Genomic DNA, 22,643 nt, shown 5'->3' on the forward strand with positions numbered 1-22,643 from the left:
CGCCTCCGAACCTTCGCCCGTCTCTACCTGTTTTCAGGTTACTTCGGCCCAACCCGCTCAGAGTTCAGTCCGCTGGCTTGCGGGGCACCGTTTTTCTTCATTACTTATCTGCATGGAAGCTAAATTCTCAAATCGAGTCAAGGAGGTCATCTCCCTGAGCCGGGAAGAGGCCATCCGGCTCGGTCACGACTATATCGGTACCGAACACCTATTACTGGGCATGATTCGCGAAGGGGAAGGCACTGCTATTGGCTTGCTCAAGAAATTGGGCGTGTCGGTAGAAGAGCTGAAATACGCCCTCGAGCAAGCCACTCGTAATACGGCCACTCAGGGAACGAGCATTACCGGCTCGATTCCGCTGACCAAACAGACCGAGAAAGTTCTCAAGATTACTTATCTAGAGGCCAAAATCTTCAAGAGTGAAATCATCGGCACGGAACACCTGCTGCTGTCGATTTTGCGCGACGAAGACAATATTTCTTCTCAGATTCTCAGCAAATTCAACGTGAACTACGAAGCCGTTCGCGACTCGCTGGACTATCACGGCAACACTGCCCCCACCGACCGCGCCCCCGACACTGACGACGACGACAACGACAAACTCTTTGGAGGCAGCGCCGGCCGCGGCGCCGCCGGCAGCAGTGCCACCCCGAAGAGAGCCGGTGAAAAGTCGCGCACTCCCGTCCTCGACAACTTTGGTCGCGACCTGACCAAACTGGCCGAAGAAGACAAGCTCGACCCCATCGTGGGCCGGGAAAAGGAAATTGAGCGCGTCGCTCAAATCCTGTCGCGTCGCAAGAAGAACAACCCAATTCTGATCGGTGAGCCCGGCGTAGGTAAGACGGCCATTGCCGAAGGCCTCGCCCTGCGCATCATCCAGAAAAAGGTGTCGCGCGTGCTGTTTGGCAAGCGCGTCGTAACCCTCGACCTCGCTTCGCTGGTCGCTGGCACCAAGTATCGTGGTCAGTTCGAAGAGCGCATGAAGGCCGTGATGAACGAGTTGGAGAAGTCGCCCGACGTTATCCTGTTCATCGACGAGCTGCACACCATCGTGGGCGCCGGCGGTGCTTCCGGTTCGCTGGACGCCTCCAACATGTTCAAGCCAGCCCTGGCCCGCGGCGAGATTCAATGCATCGGTGCCACCACGCTGGACGAGTACCGGCAGTATATCGAGAAGGACGGTGCCCTGGCCCGTCGTTTCCAGATGGTTATGGTGGACCCCACCACGCCCGAGGAGACGATTGAAATCCTGCACAACATCAAGGACAAGTATCAGGACCACCACCACGTCGTGTACACCGACAAGGCTATTGAGGCTTGTGTGAAGCTGTCGGACCGCTACATGAGTGACCGGTTCCTGCCCGACAAAGCCATCGACATTCTCGATGAGGCCGGTGCGCGCGTGCACATCAACAACATCGTGGTTCCCGAGGATATCTTGAAGCTCGAAGAGAGCATTGAGAACATCAAGACGGAGAAAAACCGCGTGGTGAAGTCGCAGAAGTACGAAGAAGCCGCCCAGTTGCGCGACAAGGAAAAGAAACTTCTGGAGCAGCTCGACCAGGCCAAAAAGAACTGGGAGGACGAAACCAAGAAGAAGCGTTACACGGTGAAGGAGGAAAACGTGGCAGAAGTTATTGCCATGATGACCGGTATTCCCGTGAGCCGCGTGGCTCAGAACGAAAGCCAGAAGCTGCTCAACATGGGCGAAGAGCTGCAAGGCAAGGTTATCGGCCAGGACAAAGCCATTAAGCAGCTGGTGAAAGCCATTCAGCGCACCCGTGTAGGTCTGAAGGATCCCAAGAAGCCGATTGGCTCGTTCGTATTCCTGGGCCCAACCGGCGTTGGTAAGACGGAATTGGCTAAGGTTCTGGCTACCTACCTCTTCGATAAGGAAGACGCCCTGGTGCGCGTCGACATGAGCGAGTACATGGAGAAATTCAGCGTATCGCGCTTGGTGGGGGCACCTCCCGGCTACGTGGGCTACGAAGAAGGCGGTCAGCTGACGGAGAAAATCCGCCGCAAGCCGTACTCGGTTATCCTGCTCGACGAGATTGAAAAGGCTCACCCCGACGTGTACAACCTGCTCCTGCAGGTGCTCGACGACGGTATCCTGACCGACGGCTTGGGCCGCAAGGTTGACTTCCGGAACACCATCATCATCATGACCTCGAACATCGGGGCGCGTGACCTGGCGGACTTCGGTGCGGGTATCGGTTTTGGTACCAAGGCCCGGACGGAAAACCTGGACGAGATTACCAAAGGCACCATCACCAATGCCCTGCGGAAAACCTTCTCGCCCGAGTTCCTCAACCGTTTGGACGACGTTATCGTCTTCAACTCGCTCGAGAAGAAGGATATTCACAAGATTATCGACATCTCGCTGTCGAAACTCTTGTCGCGCATTCAGACGCTCGGCTACAAAGTAGAGCTGACCGAAGCCGCCAAGGACTTCGTAGCCGACAAAGGCTACGACCCCAAATACGGCGCGCGGCCGCTGAACCGGGCTATCCAGAAGTACATCGAAGACCCGATTGCCGAGGAAATCCTGAAAGCCGAAATTGCCCAGGGTGACGTCATCACCGCCGACTTCAAGGAAGGCGCGGAAGAGCTGACCTTCGCCGTGAGCAAGAGCGGGGAGCAAACCAACCTCGCCAGCGACGAGCGGCCCGAAGAGGCCCCCGAGTCGCCGGACACTGAGAAAGGCAAGTAATTCGCTTTAGGTAAACAAGAAAGCCAGTCCTGCGAGGGGCTGGCTTTCTTGCGTTATAGCAATCCGGTTTTCGTATTTTTGGAAAACTGCTGTCACTCATGGAATCACCCCGCAAACGCCGTTACACGGAAGAGGAATACTTGGCTATGGAACATGCTTCCGAGTTCAAGCACGAATTCGTGGACGGCCAGATTTACCCCTGGGGCCACCCGGATATGCTGGGAATGTATGACGTGCAGGCTATGTCGGGCGCTTCGCTGCCGCATAATATCGTAACCAGCAACGCAAATTTTCACTTGGGCAACCACCTGCGTGGCAAAGGCTGTCGAGTATTCGGCAGTGACATGCGCGTGTATATTCCACTAACCGGCACCTACCTGTATCCGGATACACTGGTGGTTTGCGGCAAGCCGGAAATTCAGCAGAATGGCAAAATGGACTTGCTGCTCAATCCGGTGGTTATCATCGAAGTGCTGTCGGACTCTACTTCTGACTATGACCGGAGCGGCAAATTCATGCGCTACCGCAGCATTGAGTCGGTGAAGGACTACCTGCTACTTGACTCGCGCAGCATTCGGGCCGAGCTGTATTCACGCACCGAGAATGGGCAGTGGACGTTCTCCGAAGTGCTTGACCCGGCCGGCACAGTGGCCCTAGGCAGTGTAGATACCGTGTTGACAATGGCCGAGCTATATGAGGACGTGCAGCTCTGATTCTTAGCAAGAACCACAGCGCAGAAAAGCCGCCCGAATCTGGTGCGGCTTTTTTTGCGCCCTTACGTTACCTTTGACCTCATTACTCATCCCACCGCTTTCCTCAATGTCCGATCCGCACGCTGACGCCCAACTAAGCAAACTCGAAATTCTCGACCGCAAAAATCAGGAGGCCCTGCTCGGCGGCGGCCAGGCCCGCATCGACGCCCAACACGCCAAAGGCAAGCTTACCGCCCGGGAACGGGTGGATCTGCTGCTGGACGAAGGCTCGTTCGAGGAAATCGGCAAGTTTGTGATGCACCGCTCCAAGGACTTCGGCCTGGACAAAGAGTACTACCTCGGCGACGGGGTTATTACGGGCTACGGCACGGTGCACGGCCGGCTGGTGTACGTTTTCTCCCAGGATTTCACGGTATTTGGCGGCTCGCTGAGCGAAACGCACGCCGAGAAAATCGTGAAGATTATGGACCTGGCCATGAAAAACGGCGCGCCCGTCATCGGTCTGAACGACTCGGGCGGGGCCCGGATTCAGGAAGGCGTAGTGAGCCTGGGCGGCTACGCCGACATCTTCTACAAGAACACCCTGGCCTCCGGCGTCGTGCCGCAGCTGTCGGCCATTATGGGCCCGTGCGCGGGTGGCGCGGTGTATTCGCCGGCCATTACCGACTTTATCCTGATGGTGGAAAACACGAGCTACATGTTCGTAACCGGCCCCAACGTGGTAAAGACCGTGACCCACGAAAACGTGACCAGCGAAGAGCTGGGCGGTGCCAGCACCCACTCGGCCAAGAGCGGCGTGACCCACTTCAGCTGCGCCAACGAGGTGGCCTGCATCAACCAGCTCAAGGCCCTGCTGAGCTACATGCCCCAGAACTGCGAGGAAACGGCCCCCGCCCTGCCCTACGAGGCGCAAGGCGACGAGTCGCGCCCGGCCCTGGACAACATTATTCCCGAAAACCCCAACCAGCCCTACGACATCCGGGAGGTGATTGAGGGCATTATCGACGCGGATTCCTTCCTGGAAGTACACCAGAACTTCGCCGAGAACATCGTAGTGGGCTTCGCCCGCCTCGGGGGCCGCAGCATCGGCATCGTGGGCAACCAGCCGGCGGTCTTAGCCGGGGTACTCGACATTAACGCTTCGACCAAGGCCGCGCGCTTCGTGCGGTTCTGCGACTCGTTCAACATCCCGCTGCTGGTGCTGGAAGACGTGCCCGGCTTCCTGCCCGGCACCGACCAGGAGTGGCGCGGCATCATCACTAATGGGGCCAAGCTGCTCTACGCGTTCTGCGAAGCCACCGTGCCGCGCATCACCGTTATTACCCGCAAGGCCTACGGTGGGGCGTATGACGTGATGAACTCCAAGCACATCGGGGCTGACATGAACTACGCCTGGCCCACGGCCGAAATTGCGGTAATGGGTGCCAAGGGAGCCGCCGAAATCATCTTTAAGCGCGAAATTGCCACGGCCGCCGACCCCGAAGCCAAACTGCAGGAGAAGGTAGACGAGTACCAGCAGAAGTTTGCCACGCCGTACCGGGCCGCGCACCGTGGTTTTGTGGACGAAGTGATTCTACCTTCCCAAACCCGACAAAAGTTAATTCGGGCCTTTAAAATGCTGGAAAACAAGGTAGATGTGCTCCCACGCAAGAAACACGGTAACATTCCGCTGTAGGTTAAACCAATTTTAATCCTAATATCGTAACAGCTCTGCCCTGAGACGGTTTAGCCGTGAGGCCTCTCCTAGCAGCAGCCTTTATTTTCTCACCCGCGGTACGCGCGGTTTCTCTTCTTGCTCATGCGTAAAGAAAGTTTTGATTTCCTAGAGCGCTACCTGAACAATGCTTCGCCAACAGGCTTCGAAAAAGAAGGCCAAAAGCTCTGGCTGGAATACCTGAAGCCCTATATCGACGAATACTTTGTGGATACCTACGGTACCGTCGTGGGCGTTATCAATCCGGAAGCCAAGTACAAAGTCGTCATTGAGGCCCACGCCGACGAAATCAGCTACTTCGTCAACTACATTACCAAGGAAGGCTACATCTATCTGCGCCGCAATGGCGGCTCGGATGCCCTGGTGGCCCCTTCCAAGCGCGTGAACATTCACACCGATAAAGGCATCGTGAAGGCCGTGTTTGGCTGGCCGGCCATCCACGTGCGCAAGGTGGAGCAGGATAAAGCGCCCACCATCGAGACGATTTACCTGGACTGCGGCGCCGCCTCGCAGAAGGAAGTCGAGGACATGGGCATCCACGTGGGCTCGGTCGTCACGTTCGAGGACGAGTTCATGGTAATGAACGAGAAGTTCTACGTGGGCCGCGCCCTGGACAACCGCGTGGGTGGCTTCATGATTGCCGAAGTGGCCCGCATGCTCAAGGAAAACGGCAAAACGCTGCCCTTCGGCCTCTACATCGTGAATGCGGTGCAGGAGGAAATCGGGTTGCGCGGGGCCGAAATGGTGGCCCACCGCATCAACCCCAACGTGGCCATCATCACCGACGTGACCCACGACACTCAGTCGCCGATGTACGAGAAAAAGACGGCTGGCGACCTGCACTGCGGCAAAGGCCCGGTGATTACCTACGGCCCGGCGGTGCAGAACAACCTGCGCGACCTCATCATCAAGACCGCTCAGGAAACCGACATTCCGTTCCAGCGCGCCGCCGCCACCCGTGCCACCGGCACCGATACCGACGCCTTTGCCTACTCCGGCTCGGGTGTGGCCTCGGCCCTGATTTCGCTGCCCCTGAAGTACATGCACACCACCGTGGAAACCGTGCACGCCGAAGACGTGGACAACGTAACCAAGCTGATCTACGAGACGCTGCTGCGCATCGAAGACGGCCACGACTTCCGTTACTTCAGCTAACCGTATCTTCGGGCCCGCAGTTTGAGCGCATGGCTGGCTTGCTTTCGGGCAACGCCAGCCATGCGTTTCTGTATCTTCGTTTTTGCTTCCCCGACTCCTGTTCCATGAAAATTGCCGGTTTCACCATTGTCCGCAATGCCGTGCTCAACGACTACCCGGTGGTCGAAGCCATCCAGTCTATTCTGCCGGTGGTCGATGAAATGGTGGTCAGCATCGGCGACGGGGACGACGGTACCGAGGAGCTGATCCGCTCCATCAACTCGCCCAAGCTGCGCATCGTGCACTCCGTCTGGGACCCCACGCTGCGCCAGGGCGGGGTGGTGCTGGCCGTGGAAACCGACAAGGCCTTCCGGCAGATTTCGCCCGATGCCGACTGGGCCTTCTACATTCAGGCCGACGAGGTGGTGCCCGAGCAGTACCACGCGGCCATTCGGGCGGCCGCCGAGCGGCACCTGGCCGACAAGCGCGTGGAGGGGCTGCTGTTCAAATACCTGCATTTCTATGGCACGTTCGACTACGTGGGCGACTCGCGCCGCTGGTACGGGCACGAGGTGCGCATCATCCGCAACGACCCCACGATTACCTCTTACAAGGATGCACAGGGCTTCCGGCGCAACGGGGAAAAGCTGCGCGTGAAGCCCGCCAACGGCTTTGTGTACCACTACGGCTGGGTGAAAAACCCCCAGCAGATGTTGCAGAAGATGAAGCACATCAACCAGTTCTGGCACGGCGACAAACCAGCCGACGAGCAGCCCCTGGCCACGGCGGAGGTGTTCAACTTCGACGACTTCGACTCGCTGGAACGGTTTCCGGGGCCACACCCGGGCGTCATGGCCGCCCGCATTGCCCGCCTGAACTGGCAGGTGGATATCGACGTGACGCAAAAGCGCTTTTCCTTCAAGAACAAGCTTCTGTACTGGGTGGAAAAGGCCACCGGCAAGCGCTTGTTCGAGTTCAAGAACTACAAGCTGCTCTAAGCTGCCCGTGCCGTGGAACTACCGCCCATTCTGCCCCCACTCACCGTCACCGACCAGCTGAACCGGCGGGTGGCGGTACCGTTTCCGCCCCGGCGTATCGTGTCGCTGGTGCCTTCCCAAACCGAGCTACTGTATGATCTGGGCCTCGGCAGCCGGGTGGTAGGCGTTACCAAGTTCTGCATTCACCCGGCCGCAGCCCGGCAGCAGGCTACCGTCATCGGCGGAACCAAGAACTTCGATTTTGCCCGTATTGCGGCGCTGAAGCCCGATTTGATTATCGGCAATAAGGAAGAAAACTACCAGGAGGGCATCGAGCAGCTGGCGGCCAGCTACCCGGTCTGGCTGAGCGACATCGTGACCCTGAACGACTCCCTGGAAATGATTCGGCGCGTGGGTTTCATCACGGGCCGCAAGCAGGAGGCCGAAACGCTGGCTACCGAAATAGCCAGTTCCTTCACTAGCCTCACTCCTGCCCGGCCGCTGGCTTCGGCGGCGTATTTCATCTGGCGCAAGCCCTACATGGTAGCCGCCGGCGGCACGTTTATCAATGATCTGCTGCCCCGCGCGGGTTTCCGCAACGTGTTTGCCGACCTGGCCCGCTACCCGGAAATAACCGCCGAGCAGTTGGCCGCCGCGGCTCCCGAGGTAATTCTGTTGTCTTCCGAGCCTTACCCATTCGCCGAAAAGCACGTGGCCGAGTTCCAGGCAATCTGTCCCTCGGCCACGGTGCGCATCGTTGACGGCGAAATGTTCAGCTGGTACGGCAGCCGGCTGCGGCAGTCGGCGGCCCATTTTCGGGCGCTGAACCCCTGACTCAGGCTTGCTCGATAATGTCGAAGCCGGCCTTGCCCAGCTCCTTCCAGAACTGCGGGTACGATTTGCGCACCACTGTGGGAGCCAGAATAGTGAGCGGGCCGCGCAAAGCCAGCGGGGCAAACGCCATAGCCATGCGGTGGTCGTGGTAGGTTTCAATGGTTTGGCCCTGCACGGTGAAGGGGGCAACCGGCACGCGGAAACGCCCGTCGCCCTCATCGACCAGGGCTCCACCAAACTTGCTCAACTCCGCCTGCAAAGCCGCAATCCGGTCGGTTTCCTTGATGCGCAGGCTTTCCAGGCCCGTCAGCACCAGCGGCACGCCCACGGCGGCGGCCACCACGGCTACGGTTTGGGCCAGGTCCGGGCAGTCGGTGAAATCCTGCTCGACGGCGGCGGCACGGGCCTTTTGCGTTAGTATTACACCCTGCTCGTCGAACTCCGTGGCCACGCCCAGCTGGTCCATGATGGCCACAATGGCCTGGTCGCCCTGCCAGGAGTGGCGGCGCAGGCCCGGCAGCGTGATGGAGGAACCCGCCGGAGCCAGCGCCACCATAGCGTACCAGTAGCTGGCCGCCGACCAGTCCGACTCAATGGTATAATCGGCGGGCTGGTAGGCCTGGAGGCGCACTTCGATTATCTCGCCCAGGTCGCGGCACTGGCCGCCGAAGTGCTGCATCAACGACTGCGTCATGCGGATGTAGGGCCGGGAGCCGACTTTGCCGGTCAGGCGCAGGCGCAGGCCCCCGGGCAGCTGGGGGCCCACCATCATCAGGGCCGAAATATACTGGCTGCTGATGTCGCCGCGCACGCTCAGCTCGGCGGGTTCCTGCGCCGTCAGCGCCGGGTTCCAGCCTTGTAGTTGCAGCGGCGGGTAGCCTTCCTGCTCGGTGTATTCAATTTGGGCCCCGAGCTGGCGCAGCGCGTCGACCAGCACGCCGATGGGGCGCTGCCGCATGCGGGCCGTGCCCGTGAGCAGCACCTGCCGGCCCGTGACGGCCAGGTACGCCGTCAGAAAGCGCATGACGGTGCCGGCATCCTCGGCGTTGAGCGTGGCCGTCGTCGCCGGCTCGGCCAGCAGGCGCTGCATCAGCTCGGTGTCGTTGGCGTCGGAGAGGTTGTCGAGCTGGCCGGCGCCGGCCAGGGCCCGGATAATAAGGGCCCGGTTGCTTTCACTTTTGGAAGCCGGCAGCTGAGCGCTACCGCTGAGGGGCGCCCCATTCCAGCGCAGCAAGAGAGATGAAGAAGTATCGATGAGTGAAAAACGTTAGGCGAACAGAAGAAAATAAGGGCCGCAAATTAGCGGCTACAGCCGATGATAGTAGCGCAGCGACTCGGCAATTTCGGCTACGGTAATGGGCTGGTCGTACACGGCCTGGCCAATTCCGTTGAGCAGGGTGCAGTTGATGGTCGTGCCGCTATTTTTCTTGTCCTGGAGGGCTAACTGGGCAATAGCATCGGTTTCCATCGTCACAAACTGCGCTTTTTCATACACCGAGAACAAGAAGGTTTCGATGCTGGTCAGCTCGGCGGCGCTCAGCATGCCGCGCTGGGCCGACAGCCAACTCTCGCAAATCATGCCGGCCGCTACGGCCTCGCCGTGCAGAATTTCCCGGCCGGGCTGCAGCAGCAGGTAGCTTTCCAGGGCATGCCCGACGGTATGGCCAAAGTTGAGCACCTTCCGCAGCCCCGATTCCAGCGGGTCGGCATCCACGATGCGCTGCTTGGTGGCCACCGAGTCGCGGATAACGTGGGTCCAGTCCTGCACCAGGATACCTTCGTGGCGCTGCGTGGCAAAGGCGTCGGCGTCGGCAATAAGCCAGTGCTTGACGACTTCGGCATACCCCGATTTCAGCTGCCGGGCGTCGAGCGTGGCCAGAAAATTGGGGTCAATAAACACGCTCAGGGGCTGCTGAAACACGCCAATCTGGTTTTTGAAGCCCAGAAAGTCGATGCCGGTTTTGCCGCCCACGCTGGCATCGACCTGGGCCAGCAGCGTGGTGGGCACCTGCACAAAGCGAATCCCGCGCTTGTAGGTAGCGGCGCAGAAGCCTCCCATGTCGGTCAGCACCCCACCGCCCAGGTTCACGACCACGGCAAAGCGGTCCGCCGACTTTTCGGTGAGCTGGCTCCAGATGGTTTCGCAGCTGGCCAGGGTCTTGTACTCCTCCCCGGCCGGCAGCTCAATCAGGGTATGCGGCGGCAGGTAGGGCTCCAGCACCGGGTAGCAGTGCCGCACGGTGTTGCTGTCAACTACTACAAACACCTGGCTGATGCCCGGCCGCCGCAACAGATCCTGCAGTTGCGGCCCGAGGTGAGTTCCTATTACAACGGAAGTATCCGGATTTTCCATAACCAGCTAAAAAAATAACCCCAGTATTTACTAGGATTAAGCCAAATTAAAATTAAATTGGTGCAATTACTTTACACTTCATTCTGGGTGCAAGGTAGAAACTACTCTTGTTTTGATCTGTATGAAAGCTTTCTACTCTCCCTGGATATACCTATTGCTGGTAGCCGCTTTGGCTTCAGCTTGCAGCCGCGACTCGCTGCCCACGATGGAAGACCAGCTGGTGGGCCGCTGGGAATGGGTGCAAAGCGAATCGTCGAAGGCCGGCACCACCACGCCCGCCTCCACCGGCCACAGCGTGGTAGTAGAGTTTGACCGCCGGGGCCGGGCCCGCTTTTACCAGGACGGAGCCATGATAGGCGCGGCCAAATTCCGGCTGAAGGCCGTCGGCAATGGCTGGCGCAAAAGCAAAAACCTGATTATCTACCGGGGCTACAAAAGCCAGCAGTTCTACTCCGTATCGGGCAACAAGCTCATTCTGCAGGATACCGACAATGGCAAGGGCGGCAACGTGTACTACAAAGGCAAGCACAGCAGCCGCTACACCGATTTTGCCGGCAAGCAGTAGCGCTATTCCGGGCGCTGCATGATTTCGGTCTGCTTGCGGATGCTTTCCAGGTGAATGAGTTTGTAGAGCTCGGCCACGAATTTCTCGTTCACCCGCAGCTTGCCGGCCCACTGCAGCCGCGACGTGAAAATCTCGTTCCAGCGGTCCATCTGCAGAATCTTGACGTTGTTTTCCTTTTTGTACTCGGCCAGCTCCTCGACCAGCGACATGCGCCGGGCCAGCGCCTCAATGATTTCACGGTCGGCCACGTCCATTTTCTGCCGTAGCTCCTCGGCCTTGTTCAGATAGTCGGCGTTGTCGCTGGAGCGGTACCGGTATTTGAGCTCCGTCAGAATCTCGCCCAGCCGCTCGGGCGTTACCTGCTGGGCGGCATCACTGAGGGCATTGTCCGGATCGGGGTGGGTTTCAATCATCAGCCCGTCGTAATCTAGGTCGAGGGCCTTTTGCGCGATAGGCAGCAGCAGGTCGCGGCGGCCCCCGATGTGGCTGGGGTCACAGATCAGGGGCAGGTGCGGGAAGCGCGTCTTCAGCTCGATGGCCAGCTGCCAGGTGGGCGCGTTACGGTAGCGCGAGGGCGCAAACGTGCTGAAGCCCCGGTGAATGGCGGCCAGCTGTGTGATGCCGGACCGCTCCAGGCGCTCCAGTGCCCCGGCCCACAGCGCCACGTCGGGGTTCACGGGGTTTTTCACCATCACCGGCACGTTGGTACCCGCCAGGGCATCGGCCAGCTCCTGCACCGCAAACGGGTTGACGGTGGTACGGGCCCCAATCCAGAGCACGTCTACGCCGTAGGCCAGAGCGTCTTCCACGTGGCGCGGGGTGGCTACTTCCACCGTCACGGGCAGGCCCACTTCCTGCTTCACGCGCCGCAGCCAGTTTAGCCCGCCTACGCCCACGCCCTCAAAAGAGCCAGGCCGGGTGCGCGGCTTCCAGATTCCGGCCCGGAACAAGTCAATTTTACCCAGCGCCTGCAAGCCCCGGGCCGTAGCCAGCACCTGCTCTTCTGTTTCGGCGCTGCAAGGGCCCGCAATCAGCAATGGGCTGCCCTTGGCGGCCAACAGCCGGGTGAAAAAAGTATCGGTGGCAATTGCGCTTTCCATAGAAGAAGTAAAAGGGAAGAAAGAAGGATACTGGCCGGGGCGGCACCTGCTGCTGCCGTTCGGCAAAAAGGCGGGTTAGGATGGTAACTCTGCCGGTCGAAACGATGTTTAACGGCTATCTTCGCCCTGCCAAACCGGCCTCTCCCATTAGCCCGCCCAAAGCTAGCCACCCGCATGCCCGTAACCCAATCTCCGCCCATTTCCTTTACCGACACGGCCGTTGCCTTCGCCTCCAAATCCGATTTGGAGCTGCGCAAAATGTACGCCCTGTTTGCCGCCATGAACAACAACACCCTGGTGAAAGCCGGGGGCGGGTTGATGAAAACCGCGTTGAAGTGGCACCTGCCGGTGAAATTTCTGATCAAGAAAACCATCTTCGAACAGTTTTGCGGCGGCGAGACTATTCAGGAATGCCTGCCGGTAATCGAAGAGCTGGGCCGCTACAACATCGGTACCATCCTCGATTACTCCGTGGAGGGCGAAGGCAACGACCGCAGCTTCGACCACACCCGCGACGAGATTCTGGCTACCATCGAGCTGGCGCACCGCTCCACCCACATTCCGTTCTCGGTGTTCAAGGTGACGGGCGTGGCCGACAGTGGCTTGCTGGAAAAAGTACAAAGCGGCCAGGCGCTGTCGACGGCCGAGCAGGCCAGCTACGACCGCGCCAAAGCCCGCGTCGACGCCATCTGCGCCCGGGCCCACCAGTACGGAGTGCGCGTATTCGTCGATGCCGAGGAAAGCTGGTTTCAGAACACTATCGACGAGCTGACCTACGAAATGATGGCCAAGTACAACCGCGAGTCGGCCATCGTCTGGAATACGTACCAGTTGTATCGTCACGACCGGCTCGAAGCCATTCAGCAGGCCTACGCGGCGGCGGTGCAGGGCAAATACTACCTGGGCGGCAAGCTGGTGCGCGGCGCCTATATGGAGAAGGAAGGCCGCGTGGCCAGCCAGCGGGGCTACCAAAACCCCATCAACCCCACCAAAAACGCCACCGACCAGCTCTACGACGACGCCCTGCGCTACTGCGTGGCCCACGCCGACCGGATCAGCATTTGCGCCGGCACCCACAACGAAGCCAGCTCCCTGCTGCTGACGGAGCTGATGCACGAGGCCGGCCTGCGCCCTGGCGACCCGCGCATCTGGTTTGCCCAGCTCTACGGCATGAGCGACAACCTCACCTACAACCTCGCCAACGCGGGCTACAACACGGCCAAATACGTACCGTACGGCCCCGTGGAAGCCGTAATGCCGTACCTGCTGCGCCGGGCCGACGAAAACACGGCCATTGCCGGCCAGAGCAGCCGGGAGTTTTTGCTGATCCAAAAAGAAATTACGCGCCGGAAGGCCCAGAAATAGACCTGGGGCCAGCTTTTTAAGAGTCGGCACAATTTTGGTACGCGGCGGCCCGCAACCCGGAAAATGATAGTTTCGGGTTGCGGGCCTTTTTTGTTACTTTCAGCACCCATTTCTCTCCCTACCCAAATGATCGGCCGAGTACGTAGCCATTTAATCCGATTTGCCCGCCATCAGGTCGGCACAACCAGTTACCTCAATTTGGTTCAGGAAGCTGAGCTGGGTTTTAACCTGGAAATTTCCCACGAAAAAGCTCGCCTGAACGAGCTGCTGGCCGAGATTTCGGAAAATGAATACCAAGCCGGCCGCCCCATTCTGAGCTGCTTGGTGAAGGTGGAAGGCTCCAAAGGGCAGGGCGACAATTTTTACAAGCTGTGCGAGCGGCTGGGCCTCGGGGAATGGCGTACCCTGAAACAAGACCCCGAATTCCTGAAAACCATGCGGCGCGACTGCCGGGCTTTCTGGCTTGACCCCGCCAACTACGAGCAGTTCGCCTAACAGGCACCTTGCGCTTCAATAACTAGCGGCATTCTGCTTTGCGCCTAGCAGAGTGAGGATTGAAAGAGTACATAGGGAAGTTACTTGGACTGATAAAAGTTTTTTTGTAACCCCTCGCGGAGAGGCTGCGTTAAGATCCCCGAAGCTGAAGCACATACCACTCGTGGTAATTATCCTTCCGCTTTTCTTAACGCTTCCTTTCCCCACTCAACAACCTACTCTAATGAACACCAACGATTCGAACAACCCGCAGAATACTGGTACTGGCTCAGGCGCTAACTATGGTACTACCAACACCGGTACCGGTATGGGTAACAGCTCCAGCACCAGCAACGAAGGCACGTCCTACAACGCTGGCACCGGTGCAAGCTCCGGTGTTGCGGGTGATGACTATAGCGCAACGGCTAAAGGTGCCGCAGTAGCCGGTACGGCTGGTGCCGTAGTAGGCCGCGGCATTGATGCCGTACAAAACGCAACCGACGAAGCGGCTCACGCCGTAACCGGCCAGCCTTACCAGAATACGTCCGGCCCCAGCATGCTGACCAGCTCGTTCCGCGACCGGGCCAGCGCTGAGCGTGCTTATCAGTCGCTCTCGTCGCGTGGCTACGGCAAAGACGACGTGAACCTGCTCATGTCGGACGAAACGCGCAAAACTCACTTCGGTGACGACACCGCCCACACCGAGCTTGGCGACAAAGCCATGGAAGGTGCCGGCGTAGGCTCGGCCATCGGTGGCACGGCTGGTGCTATCATCGGTGCTATTGCTGCCATTGGTACTTCGGTAGCCCTGCCCGGCCTGGGCCTGGTAATCGCCGGTCCTATCGCCGCTGCTCTGGCTGGTGCCGGTGCCGGTGGTCTGACGGGTGGCCTGGTAGGCGCCCTGGTAGGCTCGGGCATTCCCGAAGAGCACGCCGCTGAGTACGAAACCGACATCAAGAATGGCGGTATCGTAATGGGTGTGAAACCCCGCAGCGCTGAAGATGCACAGTACTTCGAAGATGAGTTCCGTCGCAGCAACGGCGACCGTGTCCGTCGCTACTAAGCACTGAGCATAGCCTCAAAGCTTCTTTAAAAAAGGCTCCCTACAGCAGTAGGGAGCCTTTTTTATTTAGCTCCAACGCCAACTTTTTGCTGCCCGTAATTCGTATATCCCATGTGCACAGGGTGCTGCGAAGCACCTGGTTCTGATTAGCATCCTAACAGCTGGGAAAAAGACAAGTTGGGCGACGGTGATGCAACTCCCAAACTTAATTTCCGCCCCTTTGTATTGAAAGTCCGGCGCGGGCACTTATTATAGGCAGTCGCGCGTTTTGGGTTCAAACCGACAGCCTGACGGGCTTGCCCGTTCGGAACGGGTTTTGTTTACATTTGATTTTCCTCCATTTCATTCTGATTTCCATGTCTTCCCCCCGACTGAAAATAGGCCTGTATGCCTCGTTGGTGCTGGCAATCTTCATGCTTGCCTCCTATAAGCTGTACCGGCGTAATGATGCAACCCCGCCCCAGAAGGATGAGGTGTTGATTAAAGCCATGCTTCAGGGGCTAAGCGCGGCGCACTACCAGCCCGAGAAAGTAGATGATGCCTTCTCCAAACGGGTATTCGACCTGTATCTGAAGCGCGTGGACTACAACAAGAAATTCCTGTTGCAGTCGGATGTGGCCCAGCTGCGCAAGTTCCAGACCGATATCGACGACCAGGTAAAGCGTGGCACCCACGAGTTTCTGGATCTGAGCACCAAGCTGATGGAGCAGCGCACCAAGGACATTCAGAGCCTGTACCGCGACATCCTGGCCAAGCCTTTCGACTTCACGAAAGAGGAATCGTTTGAAACGGAGCCCGACAAGATGGTATTCGCCGCCGATGCTGCCGCCCAGCGCGAAGAGTGGCGCAAATACCTGAAGTATCAGACGCTGATCCGGGTATCAGAAATGATGGATGAGCAGAAAAAGAAGAAGGACAAGCCACTTGCCTCTACTTCTGTGCAGCCGTCAGCCGCTACTACTTCGGAGCCGGTGCGCACGCCCGCCGAAATGGAAGTGGAAGCCCGCAAGCGGGTGCTCAAGTATTTCGACGAGCAGTTCAAGGATCTGGCGCAGACCGACGCCAACGAGCGGCTGGCCGTGTATGCCAACACCATTGCTAATACCTACGACCCGCACACCGAGTATTTCGCGCCGCGCGACAAGGAGAGCTTTGACGTAGCCATGACCGGCCGTTTCGAAGGTATCGGTGCTTCGTTGCAGGAGAAAGATGGTCAGATTAAGGTGACGGACGTAATTCCGGGCTCGGCCTCCTACCGGCAGGGCGAGCTGAAAGCTGGCGACATTATTACCCGCGTGGCCCAGGGTGCCGCTGAGCCCGTATCGGTGGAAGGCCTGCGCCTGGATAAGGCTGTAGCGCTGATCAAAGGCAAAAAAGGCACGGAAGTACGCCTGACGGTGAAAAAGCCCGATGCCAGCACCAAAATAATTTCCATCATCCGCGACGTGGTGGTGCTGAAAGAAACCTACGCCCAGTCGGCTACCATCAAGGAAAACGGGAAAAAGATTGGCTACCTGCGTCTGCCCACTTTCTACGCTGACTTCAACGACAACGGTGGCCGTAGCTCGGCCGAGGATGTGAAGAAGGAGCTGGAGAAGCTGCGCCAGGAGAATGTGGACGGCGTCGTGTTTGACCTGCGCTTCAACGGCGGCGGCTCGCTGCAGGATGCCGTGGAAATGGCTGGTCTGTTCATCGATAGTGGCCCCGTAGTGCAGGTTCGCTCGCCCCAGGGCTCACCCAGCATCCTCAACGACCGTGACCCCCGCGTGCAGTACAGCGGCCCGCTGGTAGTGCTGGTGAACAAATACAGCGCCTCGGCTTCCGAAATTCTGGCGGCCGCCATTCAGGACTACAAGCGCGGCGTGATTATGGGCTCGGCCAGCACCTATGGCAAAGGCACCGTACAGCGCATCTTTGACCTGGACGACATGCTGGGCGACTTCGGTAGCCTGAAGCCTTTTGGCTCGCTGAAGCTTACGACGCAGAAGTTCTACCGCATCAACGGGGGCTCTACCCAGTTCAAAGGCGTGGTGCCCGATATCGTGCTGCCCGATGCCTATAGCTACCTCGACCAAGGAGAGAAGGAATCGGATTACCCGCTGAAGTGGGACGAAATTTCCCCTGCCCGCTACAAAGCCTGGAACACGGCTCCGCCGGTGGACAAGCTGCGCACCGCCAGCCAGGCCCGCGTGGCCAGCAGCCCCAGCTTTAAGCTGATGAATGAAATGGTACAGCGCATGCGCAAGCGGAAAGACGAAACGATGGTTTCGCTGAAGCTGACGGCTTTCCGGGCCGAGCAAGAGCAGGCAAAACTGGAATCGGAGAAATACGAAGCCGTGCAGAAAGCCGCCCAGCCCCTGACAATTGCCCCGCTGGCCGTTGACATCCGGCAGTTGGGCTCCGATACGGTGGAGGTGAACCGCGCTGGCCGCTTCACCAAAAACCTAAAGAGCGACATCACGCTCCGCGAAGCTGTAGCAGTCATCAAAGATCAGCTGTAGCCCTTTCAAAGCCCATTCCATAAGCCTCCGTGTCGGTGACACGGAGGCTTATTTTTTGTCCAAACTTCTTAGCCAACTTAATTAGCAAATCGACTGTAATTCCTGGCTAACTCAAACACCCAAAAGAGTATTTAACAATGTTGATAAAATACTTACTATCAGCAATATAAAAATCATTATTAGTTTGCGAAAAATATTAGCAAATATGCAACTCAAACTAGCACGCTGCTGTTTAACAATCATGACGACGATAACTGAGAACAACATCCTTCCGCTCGTAACGGACGAGCAAAAGCAAGCCGAGGAAACCTGGCGCAAGTCTATTCCAGCGCAGGTGTTTCTCAACTACTTCTTTGCCATCAACTATCACATTCAGGAGAATGATGACGCAACGGGTGGCTTGCAGCACCTCCCCTTCTTCCGGGCTCATCAGGCTGAGCTGACGGAGGCTGACGTTCAGGCTATCAGCAAGCTACTACAGGCTTGCTGGAGCACGGAGTATGCCCTGCGCGCCACCGCCGAGCTGGGCGACGAAGAGTATCTGCGCAATGCTCTGCACTGGACGTTCCCGCAGGCCTACCACACCATTCTCTCCGGCCTGCAAGCCTTTCTTTACACGGCTGGGGTTCGGTCCAACAATCCTTCCTTGATCCGGCGGGAAGTGGGCCGCTTGGTGGTGCGCAATGCGTACCCGCGCCCGGTATCGTTCTACGCCGCCGGTGCTTACGGCGACTTTAGCATTCACCGCCTGCCGCTGGCTGGCTACAAGCCGGGCTTGCACATTGCGGGTAAGGAAATCGAGGCCCAGGCCCAGATCGGGCAGTTCCTGCGCACCACGCGTAAGATGAAGGCCCAGATTACCCGGCAGCAGGTGCAGGCCAACCCGAACACGGCCATCCGCAGCCAGAAAACCGGCAAGGTGCTCGACAAGTGGACGGCCTCGCATTGGCAGCAGATCACTTGGCGCCTGGGCTATACCACCATCTTCGACTTGCTGGGCCGCCTGCGCATTTCCCAGACCAGCCGCGAGATTGAGCGCTACGTGGAAGCCGAGATTGACTTCAAGCTCTTCCACCAGTCGCTGCTCAACATTGTGAGCTACCTCAACGGCGTCCACGAGAGCTACATTGCCAAGGCCGTGGGCTTGGAACGCTACCAGCAATTGGTGCAGGAATTGCCCAAGCACCTACAGAACAGCTTCATAGCCGAGCGCCTGCGCACCCGCATCGAGCCCCTGCTCACGGGTCAGGAGCCGCAGCAGCAGATGGGCATTGCAGCCTAAGCCGCCCCGCGCTTTTTACAGTGTGCCTTACTCCATATAGACCTAAGCGCCATTCCTTTGGGATGGCGCTTTTTGTTTGTGCCTACGGAAGTAGCGCTTCTGCTTTAGCCTGTGAGCTGCCCCGGCAAGTCCGGAATGACGTTCTTTTAGGCAAGCCGGTAGAACAGACTGTTATAATCTCGGTTTCAGACTACCTTTGCAGGCTTATAAACGACCATTCTCATGCAGCACCTCAGCGAACAGGAACAGATACGCCGCCAGAAGCTGGAGGAACTTCAGAAGCTCGGCATTGAGCCGTATCCGTCCGAGCTATTCGATGTCAACTTCTACGCCCAGGAAATCCTCGACAACTACCACCCCGAGCTTAACAACTTCCAAGAAGTAAGCCTGGCGGGCCGGCTGATGTCGATTCGGGTGAAGGGTAAGGCCTCGTTTGCCGAGCTGCAGGACGCCTCAGGTCGTATTCAGCTCTACATCAACCGGGACGAAATCTGCCCCGGCGAAGACAAGGAGCTGTACAACACCGTGTTCAAGAAGCTGCTCGACCTGGGCGACTTTATCGGGGTAAAAGGCCGCGTGTTCGTCACGATGGTAGGCGAAACCTCGATCCACGTAACGGGCCTGACGGTGCTCAGCAAGAGCCTGCGCCCTTTGCCCGTAGTAAAAGAGCGGGTAGACGAAGCTACCGGCGAGAAAATTACCTACGACGCCTTCACCGACCCCGAGGCCCGCTACCGTCAGCGCTATGTGGACCTGGTGGTAAACCCGCACGTGCGCGACGCTTTTATTAAGCGGACCCAGCTGGTGCAGGCCATGCGCAACTACCTCAACGACAAAGGCTACCTCGAAGTCGAAACCCCGATTCTGCAGCCGCTGTACGGGGGTGCGGCGGCCCGGCCCTTCAAGACCCACCACAACACGCTGGACATGACGCTCTACCTGCGCATTGCCAACGAGCTGTACCTCAAGCGCCTCATCGTGGGCGGCTTCGACGGGGTCTACGAATTTTCCAAAGACTTCCGCAACGAGGGCATGTCGCGGTTTCACAACCCGGAGTTCACCCAGATGGAGCTCTACGTGGCCTACAAGGACTACTACTGGATGATGGATCTGGTGGAGGAAATGGTGGAGCGCGTAGCCCTGGCCCTGCACGGCAAAACCGAAGTGCAGGTCGGCGACAACCTCATCAACTTCCAGCGTCCCTGGAAGCGCTTCACGATGGCCGAGTCCATTGAGCACTTCACCGGCTTCAACATCGACGGCAAGAGCGAAGACGAGCTGCGCGCCGCCGCCAAGGAGCTGAAAGTGGGCCTCGACCCAAGCATGGGCAAGGCCAAGATCATCGACGAAATCTTCGGGGAGCACGTGGAGCCCAAGCTAATTCAGCCCACATTCATCACCGACTACCCCGTGGAAATGTCGCCGCTGGCCAAGAAGCACCGCTCGAAGCCGGGTTTGGTGGAGCGCTTCGAGGCGATTTGCAACGGCAAGGAAATCTGCAACGCCTTCAGTGAGCTCAACGACCCCATCGACCAGCGCCAGCGCTTCGAGGACCAATTGGAGCTGGGCAAGCGCGGCGACACCGAGGCTATGGTGCTCGACGAAGACTTCCTACGGGCCCTGGAGTACGGCATGCCGCCCACGGCCGGCCTGGGCATCGGCATCGACCGCCTGAGTATGATTATGACCAACTCCAACTCGATTCAGGACGTGCTGTTCTTTCCGCAGATGAAGCCGGAATACAGCAAGTCGGAAAACGCGCCGCACCCGGAAGGAGGCGAATAACCCGCCGCACCCGCTGCGGGCGGCCCGGAAAACTCCGGATACCCCGCGACAAGTGTCCCGAACCACCCGAAAAACTTCGGGCGGTTCGGGACACTTGTTTTAGGCCACCCAAGAAACTTAGGATGCCCTGCGACAAGTGTCGTGGGCCAGTCGAGAAACTTCGGGTGCCCTACGACACTTGTCGCGGACCGGTCGAGAAACTTAGGGTGGTCTGGGACAAGTGTCGTGGGCCAGTCGAGAAACTTCGGGTGGTCTGGGACAAGTGTCGTGGACGGTCCCAGGTTTCTCGGGCCTCCCAATGCCGGGCACGCGGCACCACCAGAAGGCCCCGGCCTGGGGAATGCGGAGGGCCTAAACGTCGAAAAGCCTCCTGCGTAAGTCGCAGAAGGCTTTTCTTTTGATAACTAACCTATCGTCGTATCATGGGATTCCTGAAAGAAGCTTACCAAGTTGCCGTACGATTTTGCTACCGGAGGGCTTGAATTTCTGGTAGAAGCTCTACAGCGGGCAATTTTGCTTTCAAGACATCCCAACTTCTATAAGTTGGTTATGAGTACTTTAACGCAAGCAAAAAGAGAAGGTTACGGCCTGGCCGAAAAAAATGCAGCCAGCCTAAAAATCGAAAAGCCTCCCGCGTAAAAGTCGCGGGAGGCTTTTCTTTAGTACAACTAGCTTACCCTTCCAATCGGGTACTAGCAGAGAAGTGTGCGATGGACAAGTCTGATTTTGCTGGGGGAACAAAAAACCATTTCCCTCAGAAGCTCCTACCGTCGGCAATTTTACTCTCCTAGCTTCTCCGACCTTCTTTCAAGCTCGTTGTATAGTCTTTAACGCCGGCGTTTCCGAAAGGTTACGCTCCGGCGAAAAAAAATTATAACGACCGGCCGGGTTCGGCGTCGTTGGGGGCAGCGGCCGGGTTGTGGTCGGTGGCGCCCGGCGTGTTGGCGCTGGTTGTGGCGTGGGAGCTGGCGCCCGTGTCCTGGCTCATGGCCCGCAGCACTTCGTCGGCGGCGCTACGGCCTGCCGGGGTGGCATCGGTGGCCGCGTCACCCGTTTTGGGCGTGTTGATGCGGGCTACTGCTTCCTTGAGCAGCCGGCTCAGGTCGTCGCTCCACTTGGAGGCGGAGCTTTTCAGGCCGGCACGGGTTTCCTCGCCGGTTTCGGGGGCCAGCAACAGGCCCGCCACGGCGCCGGCCGTGGCACCGACCAGCAGGGACAGAATTACTTTACCGCTAGTGTCTTTCATCAGAAAAAGGATAAGCTGTGAATTCGTGGTTATAGGAGGGCTCCCGGGGCAGCGCTCCGGGAAAACTAACGCGAATCCGACGTGAAAGTTGTAGAAAAACGGCCTCGCCTCCGGGGGGAAGCGAGGCCGTTTGACAGCGTTGCAGGTCGTTGAGCAGGCCTACAGGTCGTTCAGCATTTTGGTGATTTCGCGCTTGCCTTTGCCCAGCTTGCCCTGCAAGCGGCCAACCAGCTCGTCGCCTTTGCCTTCGGTGTAGTCCAGGTCCTCGTCGGTCAACTGGGCGTACTGCTGCTTCAGCTTGCCTTTCAGCTCGTTCCAGTCGCCTTTTAGGTTCAGGCTGCTGCCTACGCCCGTGACGCCCATATCTTCGAGCTTCTCCACGTAGCCTTTGAACTTGGCGTCCAGCTCCTCGCCATATTTCGAGAGCTGCTCGCCCAAGGTGCCGCTGTATTTGGTAGCGGCGTTGCGCAGGTTTTCGCGGGTAGCTTTGCCCTTATCGGGGGCCATCAGCATACCGGCAATGATACCGGCGCCAGCGCCAGCCAGAGCAGCCAAAAGGATTTTACCGGAGTTGTCTTCTTCGTGATACGACATGGTGTTGAGGGAGAATAGATGAGAAATTGAACAGTGGTCGGTGGGACTCGTTCGGGTGGGTTCGGCCTTCGGCGGAGTTGCATTGCCGGGGGGCAAGCTCAGCCACTGTGGGGCCATTCTGCCTGCCTATACGAAGCCAGCCGGCCGGGGTTATGGCCGCAAGCTAAAAAATAGGCAAAGCAGAATATCTGCGCGGCCGTTACATATTTGCGCCAAGCCCGTTAGGGACT

18 protein-coding genes are annotated in these 22,643 nt (G+C 58.5%); 13 read left to right on the top strand and 5 right to left on the bottom strand.

Features of this window, described 5'->3' with window-relative positions; genetic code table 11:
- Nucleotides 1-112: 112 nt before the first annotated feature.
- The 6 genes from E5K00_RS10130 to E5K00_RS10155 all read left to right on the top strand — a co-directional run bounded on the left by E5K00_RS10130 (nt 113) and on the right by E5K00_RS10155 (nt 8,085).
- The gene (locus E5K00_RS10130; RefSeq protein WP_135463102.1) at nt 113-2,713 is read left to right on the top strand and encodes an ATP-dependent Clp protease ATP-binding subunit; all 2,601 of its coding nucleotides are present in this window, start codon (nt 113-115) and stop codon (nt 2,711-2,713) included.
- 146 nt (nt 2,714-2,859) lie between these two features.
- Nucleotides 2,860-3,426 (top strand): Uma2 family endonuclease, encoded by a 567-nt coding sequence (locus E5K00_RS10135; protein WP_167856827.1) that lies wholly within the window; start codon nt 2,860-2,862, stop codon nt 3,424-3,426.
- Nucleotides 3,427-3,532: 106 nt separating this feature from the next.
- Entirely contained in the window at nt 3,533-5,101 is a 1,569-nt protein-coding gene (locus E5K00_RS10140; RefSeq protein ID WP_135463104.1) for an acyl-CoA carboxylase subunit beta, read from the top strand.
- 123 nt (nt 5,102-5,224) lie between these two features.
- Nucleotides 5,225-6,295 (top strand): M42 family metallopeptidase, encoded by a 1,071-nt coding sequence (locus E5K00_RS10145; RefSeq protein ID WP_135463105.1) that lies wholly within the window; start codon nt 5,225-5,227, stop codon nt 6,293-6,295.
- 104 nt (nt 6,296-6,399) lie between these two features.
- On the top strand, nt 6,400-7,272 hold the full coding sequence (locus E5K00_RS10150; protein WP_135463106.1) for a glycosyltransferase family protein: 873 nt from the start codon (nt 6,400-6,402) through the stop codon (nt 7,270-7,272).
- A gap of 12 nt (nt 7,273-7,284) precedes the next feature.
- Nucleotides 7,285-8,085 (top strand): helical backbone metal receptor, encoded by an 801-nt coding sequence (locus E5K00_RS10155; RefSeq protein WP_245328255.1) that lies wholly within the window; start codon nt 7,285-7,287, stop codon nt 8,083-8,085.
- 1 nt (nt 8,086) lies between these two features.
- On the opposite strand, the gene E5K00_RS10160 is transcribed toward E5K00_RS10155, so the two are convergent.
- The gene (locus E5K00_RS10160) at nt 8,087-9,319 is read right to left on the bottom strand and encodes a 3-phosphoshikimate 1-carboxyvinyltransferase (protein WP_245328256.1); all 1,233 of its coding nucleotides are present in this window, start codon (nt 9,317-9,319) and stop codon (nt 8,087-8,089) included.
- A 72-nt stretch (nt 9,320-9,391) separates the two neighbouring features.
- Nucleotides 9,392-10,438, bottom strand: a complete 1,047-nt coding sequence (gene aroB / locus E5K00_RS10165; protein WP_135463107.1) for a 3-dehydroquinate synthase — start codon at nt 10,436-10,438, stop codon at nt 9,392-9,394.
- A 121-nt stretch (nt 10,439-10,559) separates the two neighbouring features.
- Between aroB and E5K00_RS10170 the strand changes: the two genes are divergently transcribed.
- Nucleotides 10,560-11,003: a hypothetical protein gene (locus E5K00_RS10170; RefSeq protein ID WP_135463108.1), complete on the top strand. Its 444-nt coding sequence runs from the start codon at nt 10,560-10,562 to the stop codon at nt 11,001-11,003.
- A 2-nt stretch (nt 11,004-11,005) separates the two neighbouring features.
- Here the strand turns inward: E5K00_RS10170 and E5K00_RS10175 are convergent, their stop codons facing one another.
- Nucleotides 11,006-12,103 (bottom strand): bifunctional 3-deoxy-7-phosphoheptulonate synthase/chorismate mutase type II, encoded by a 1,098-nt coding sequence (locus E5K00_RS10175; RefSeq protein ID WP_135463109.1) that lies wholly within the window; start codon nt 12,101-12,103, stop codon nt 11,006-11,008.
- A 174-nt stretch (nt 12,104-12,277) separates the two neighbouring features.
- On the opposite strand from E5K00_RS10175, the gene E5K00_RS10180 reads away from it, so the two are divergent.
- From E5K00_RS10180 to lysS, 6 genes are all read left to right on the top strand, one after another.
- On the top strand, nt 12,278-13,468 hold the full coding sequence (locus E5K00_RS10180; RefSeq protein WP_135463110.1) for a proline dehydrogenase family protein: 1,191 nt from the start codon (nt 12,278-12,280) through the stop codon (nt 13,466-13,468).
- Between the two features lie 198 nt (nt 13,469-13,666).
- Nucleotides 13,667-13,963: a hypothetical protein gene (locus E5K00_RS10185; RefSeq protein WP_245328257.1), complete on the top strand. Its 297-nt coding sequence runs from the start codon at nt 13,667-13,669 to the stop codon at nt 13,961-13,963.
- A 223-nt stretch (nt 13,964-14,186) separates the two neighbouring features.
- Nucleotides 14,187-15,005: a hypothetical protein gene (locus E5K00_RS23260; RefSeq protein WP_317128877.1), complete on the top strand. Its 819-nt coding sequence runs from the start codon at nt 14,187-14,189 to the stop codon at nt 15,003-15,005.
- A 356-nt stretch (nt 15,006-15,361) separates the two neighbouring features.
- The gene (locus E5K00_RS10195) at nt 15,362-17,506 is read left to right on the top strand and encodes a carboxy terminal-processing peptidase (protein WP_135463111.1); all 2,145 of its coding nucleotides are present in this window, start codon (nt 15,362-15,364) and stop codon (nt 17,504-17,506) included.
- A gap of 241 nt (nt 17,507-17,747) precedes the next feature.
- Nucleotides 17,748-18,788, top strand: a complete 1,041-nt coding sequence (locus tag E5K00_RS10200; RefSeq protein WP_135463112.1) for a hypothetical protein — start codon at nt 17,748-17,750, stop codon at nt 18,786-18,788.
- Nucleotides 18,789-19,010: 222 nt separating this feature from the next.
- The gene (lysS, locus tag E5K00_RS10205) at nt 19,011-20,573 is read left to right on the top strand and encodes a lysine--tRNA ligase (protein WP_135463113.1); all 1,563 of its coding nucleotides are present in this window, start codon (nt 19,011-19,013) and stop codon (nt 20,571-20,573) included.
- Nucleotides 20,574-21,444: 871 nt separating this feature from the next.
- Here the strand turns inward: lysS and E5K00_RS10215 are convergent.
- Complete coding sequence (locus tag E5K00_RS10215) at nt 21,445-21,819, bottom strand: YtxH domain-containing protein (protein ID WP_135463115.1); 375 nt, start codon at nt 21,817-21,819, stop codon at nt 21,445-21,447.
- Between the two features lie 159 nt (nt 21,820-21,978).
- On the bottom strand, nt 21,979-22,413 hold the full coding sequence (locus tag E5K00_RS23340) for a YtxH domain-containing protein (protein ID WP_135463116.1): 435 nt from the start codon (nt 22,411-22,413) through the stop codon (nt 21,979-21,981).
- Nucleotides 22,414-22,643 lie beyond the last annotated feature (230 nt).

Source organism: Hymenobacter aquaticus, assembly GCF_004765605.1.
Taxonomy (GTDB): Bacteria; Bacteroidota; Bacteroidia; order Cytophagales; family Hymenobacteraceae; genus Hymenobacter; species Hymenobacter aquaticus.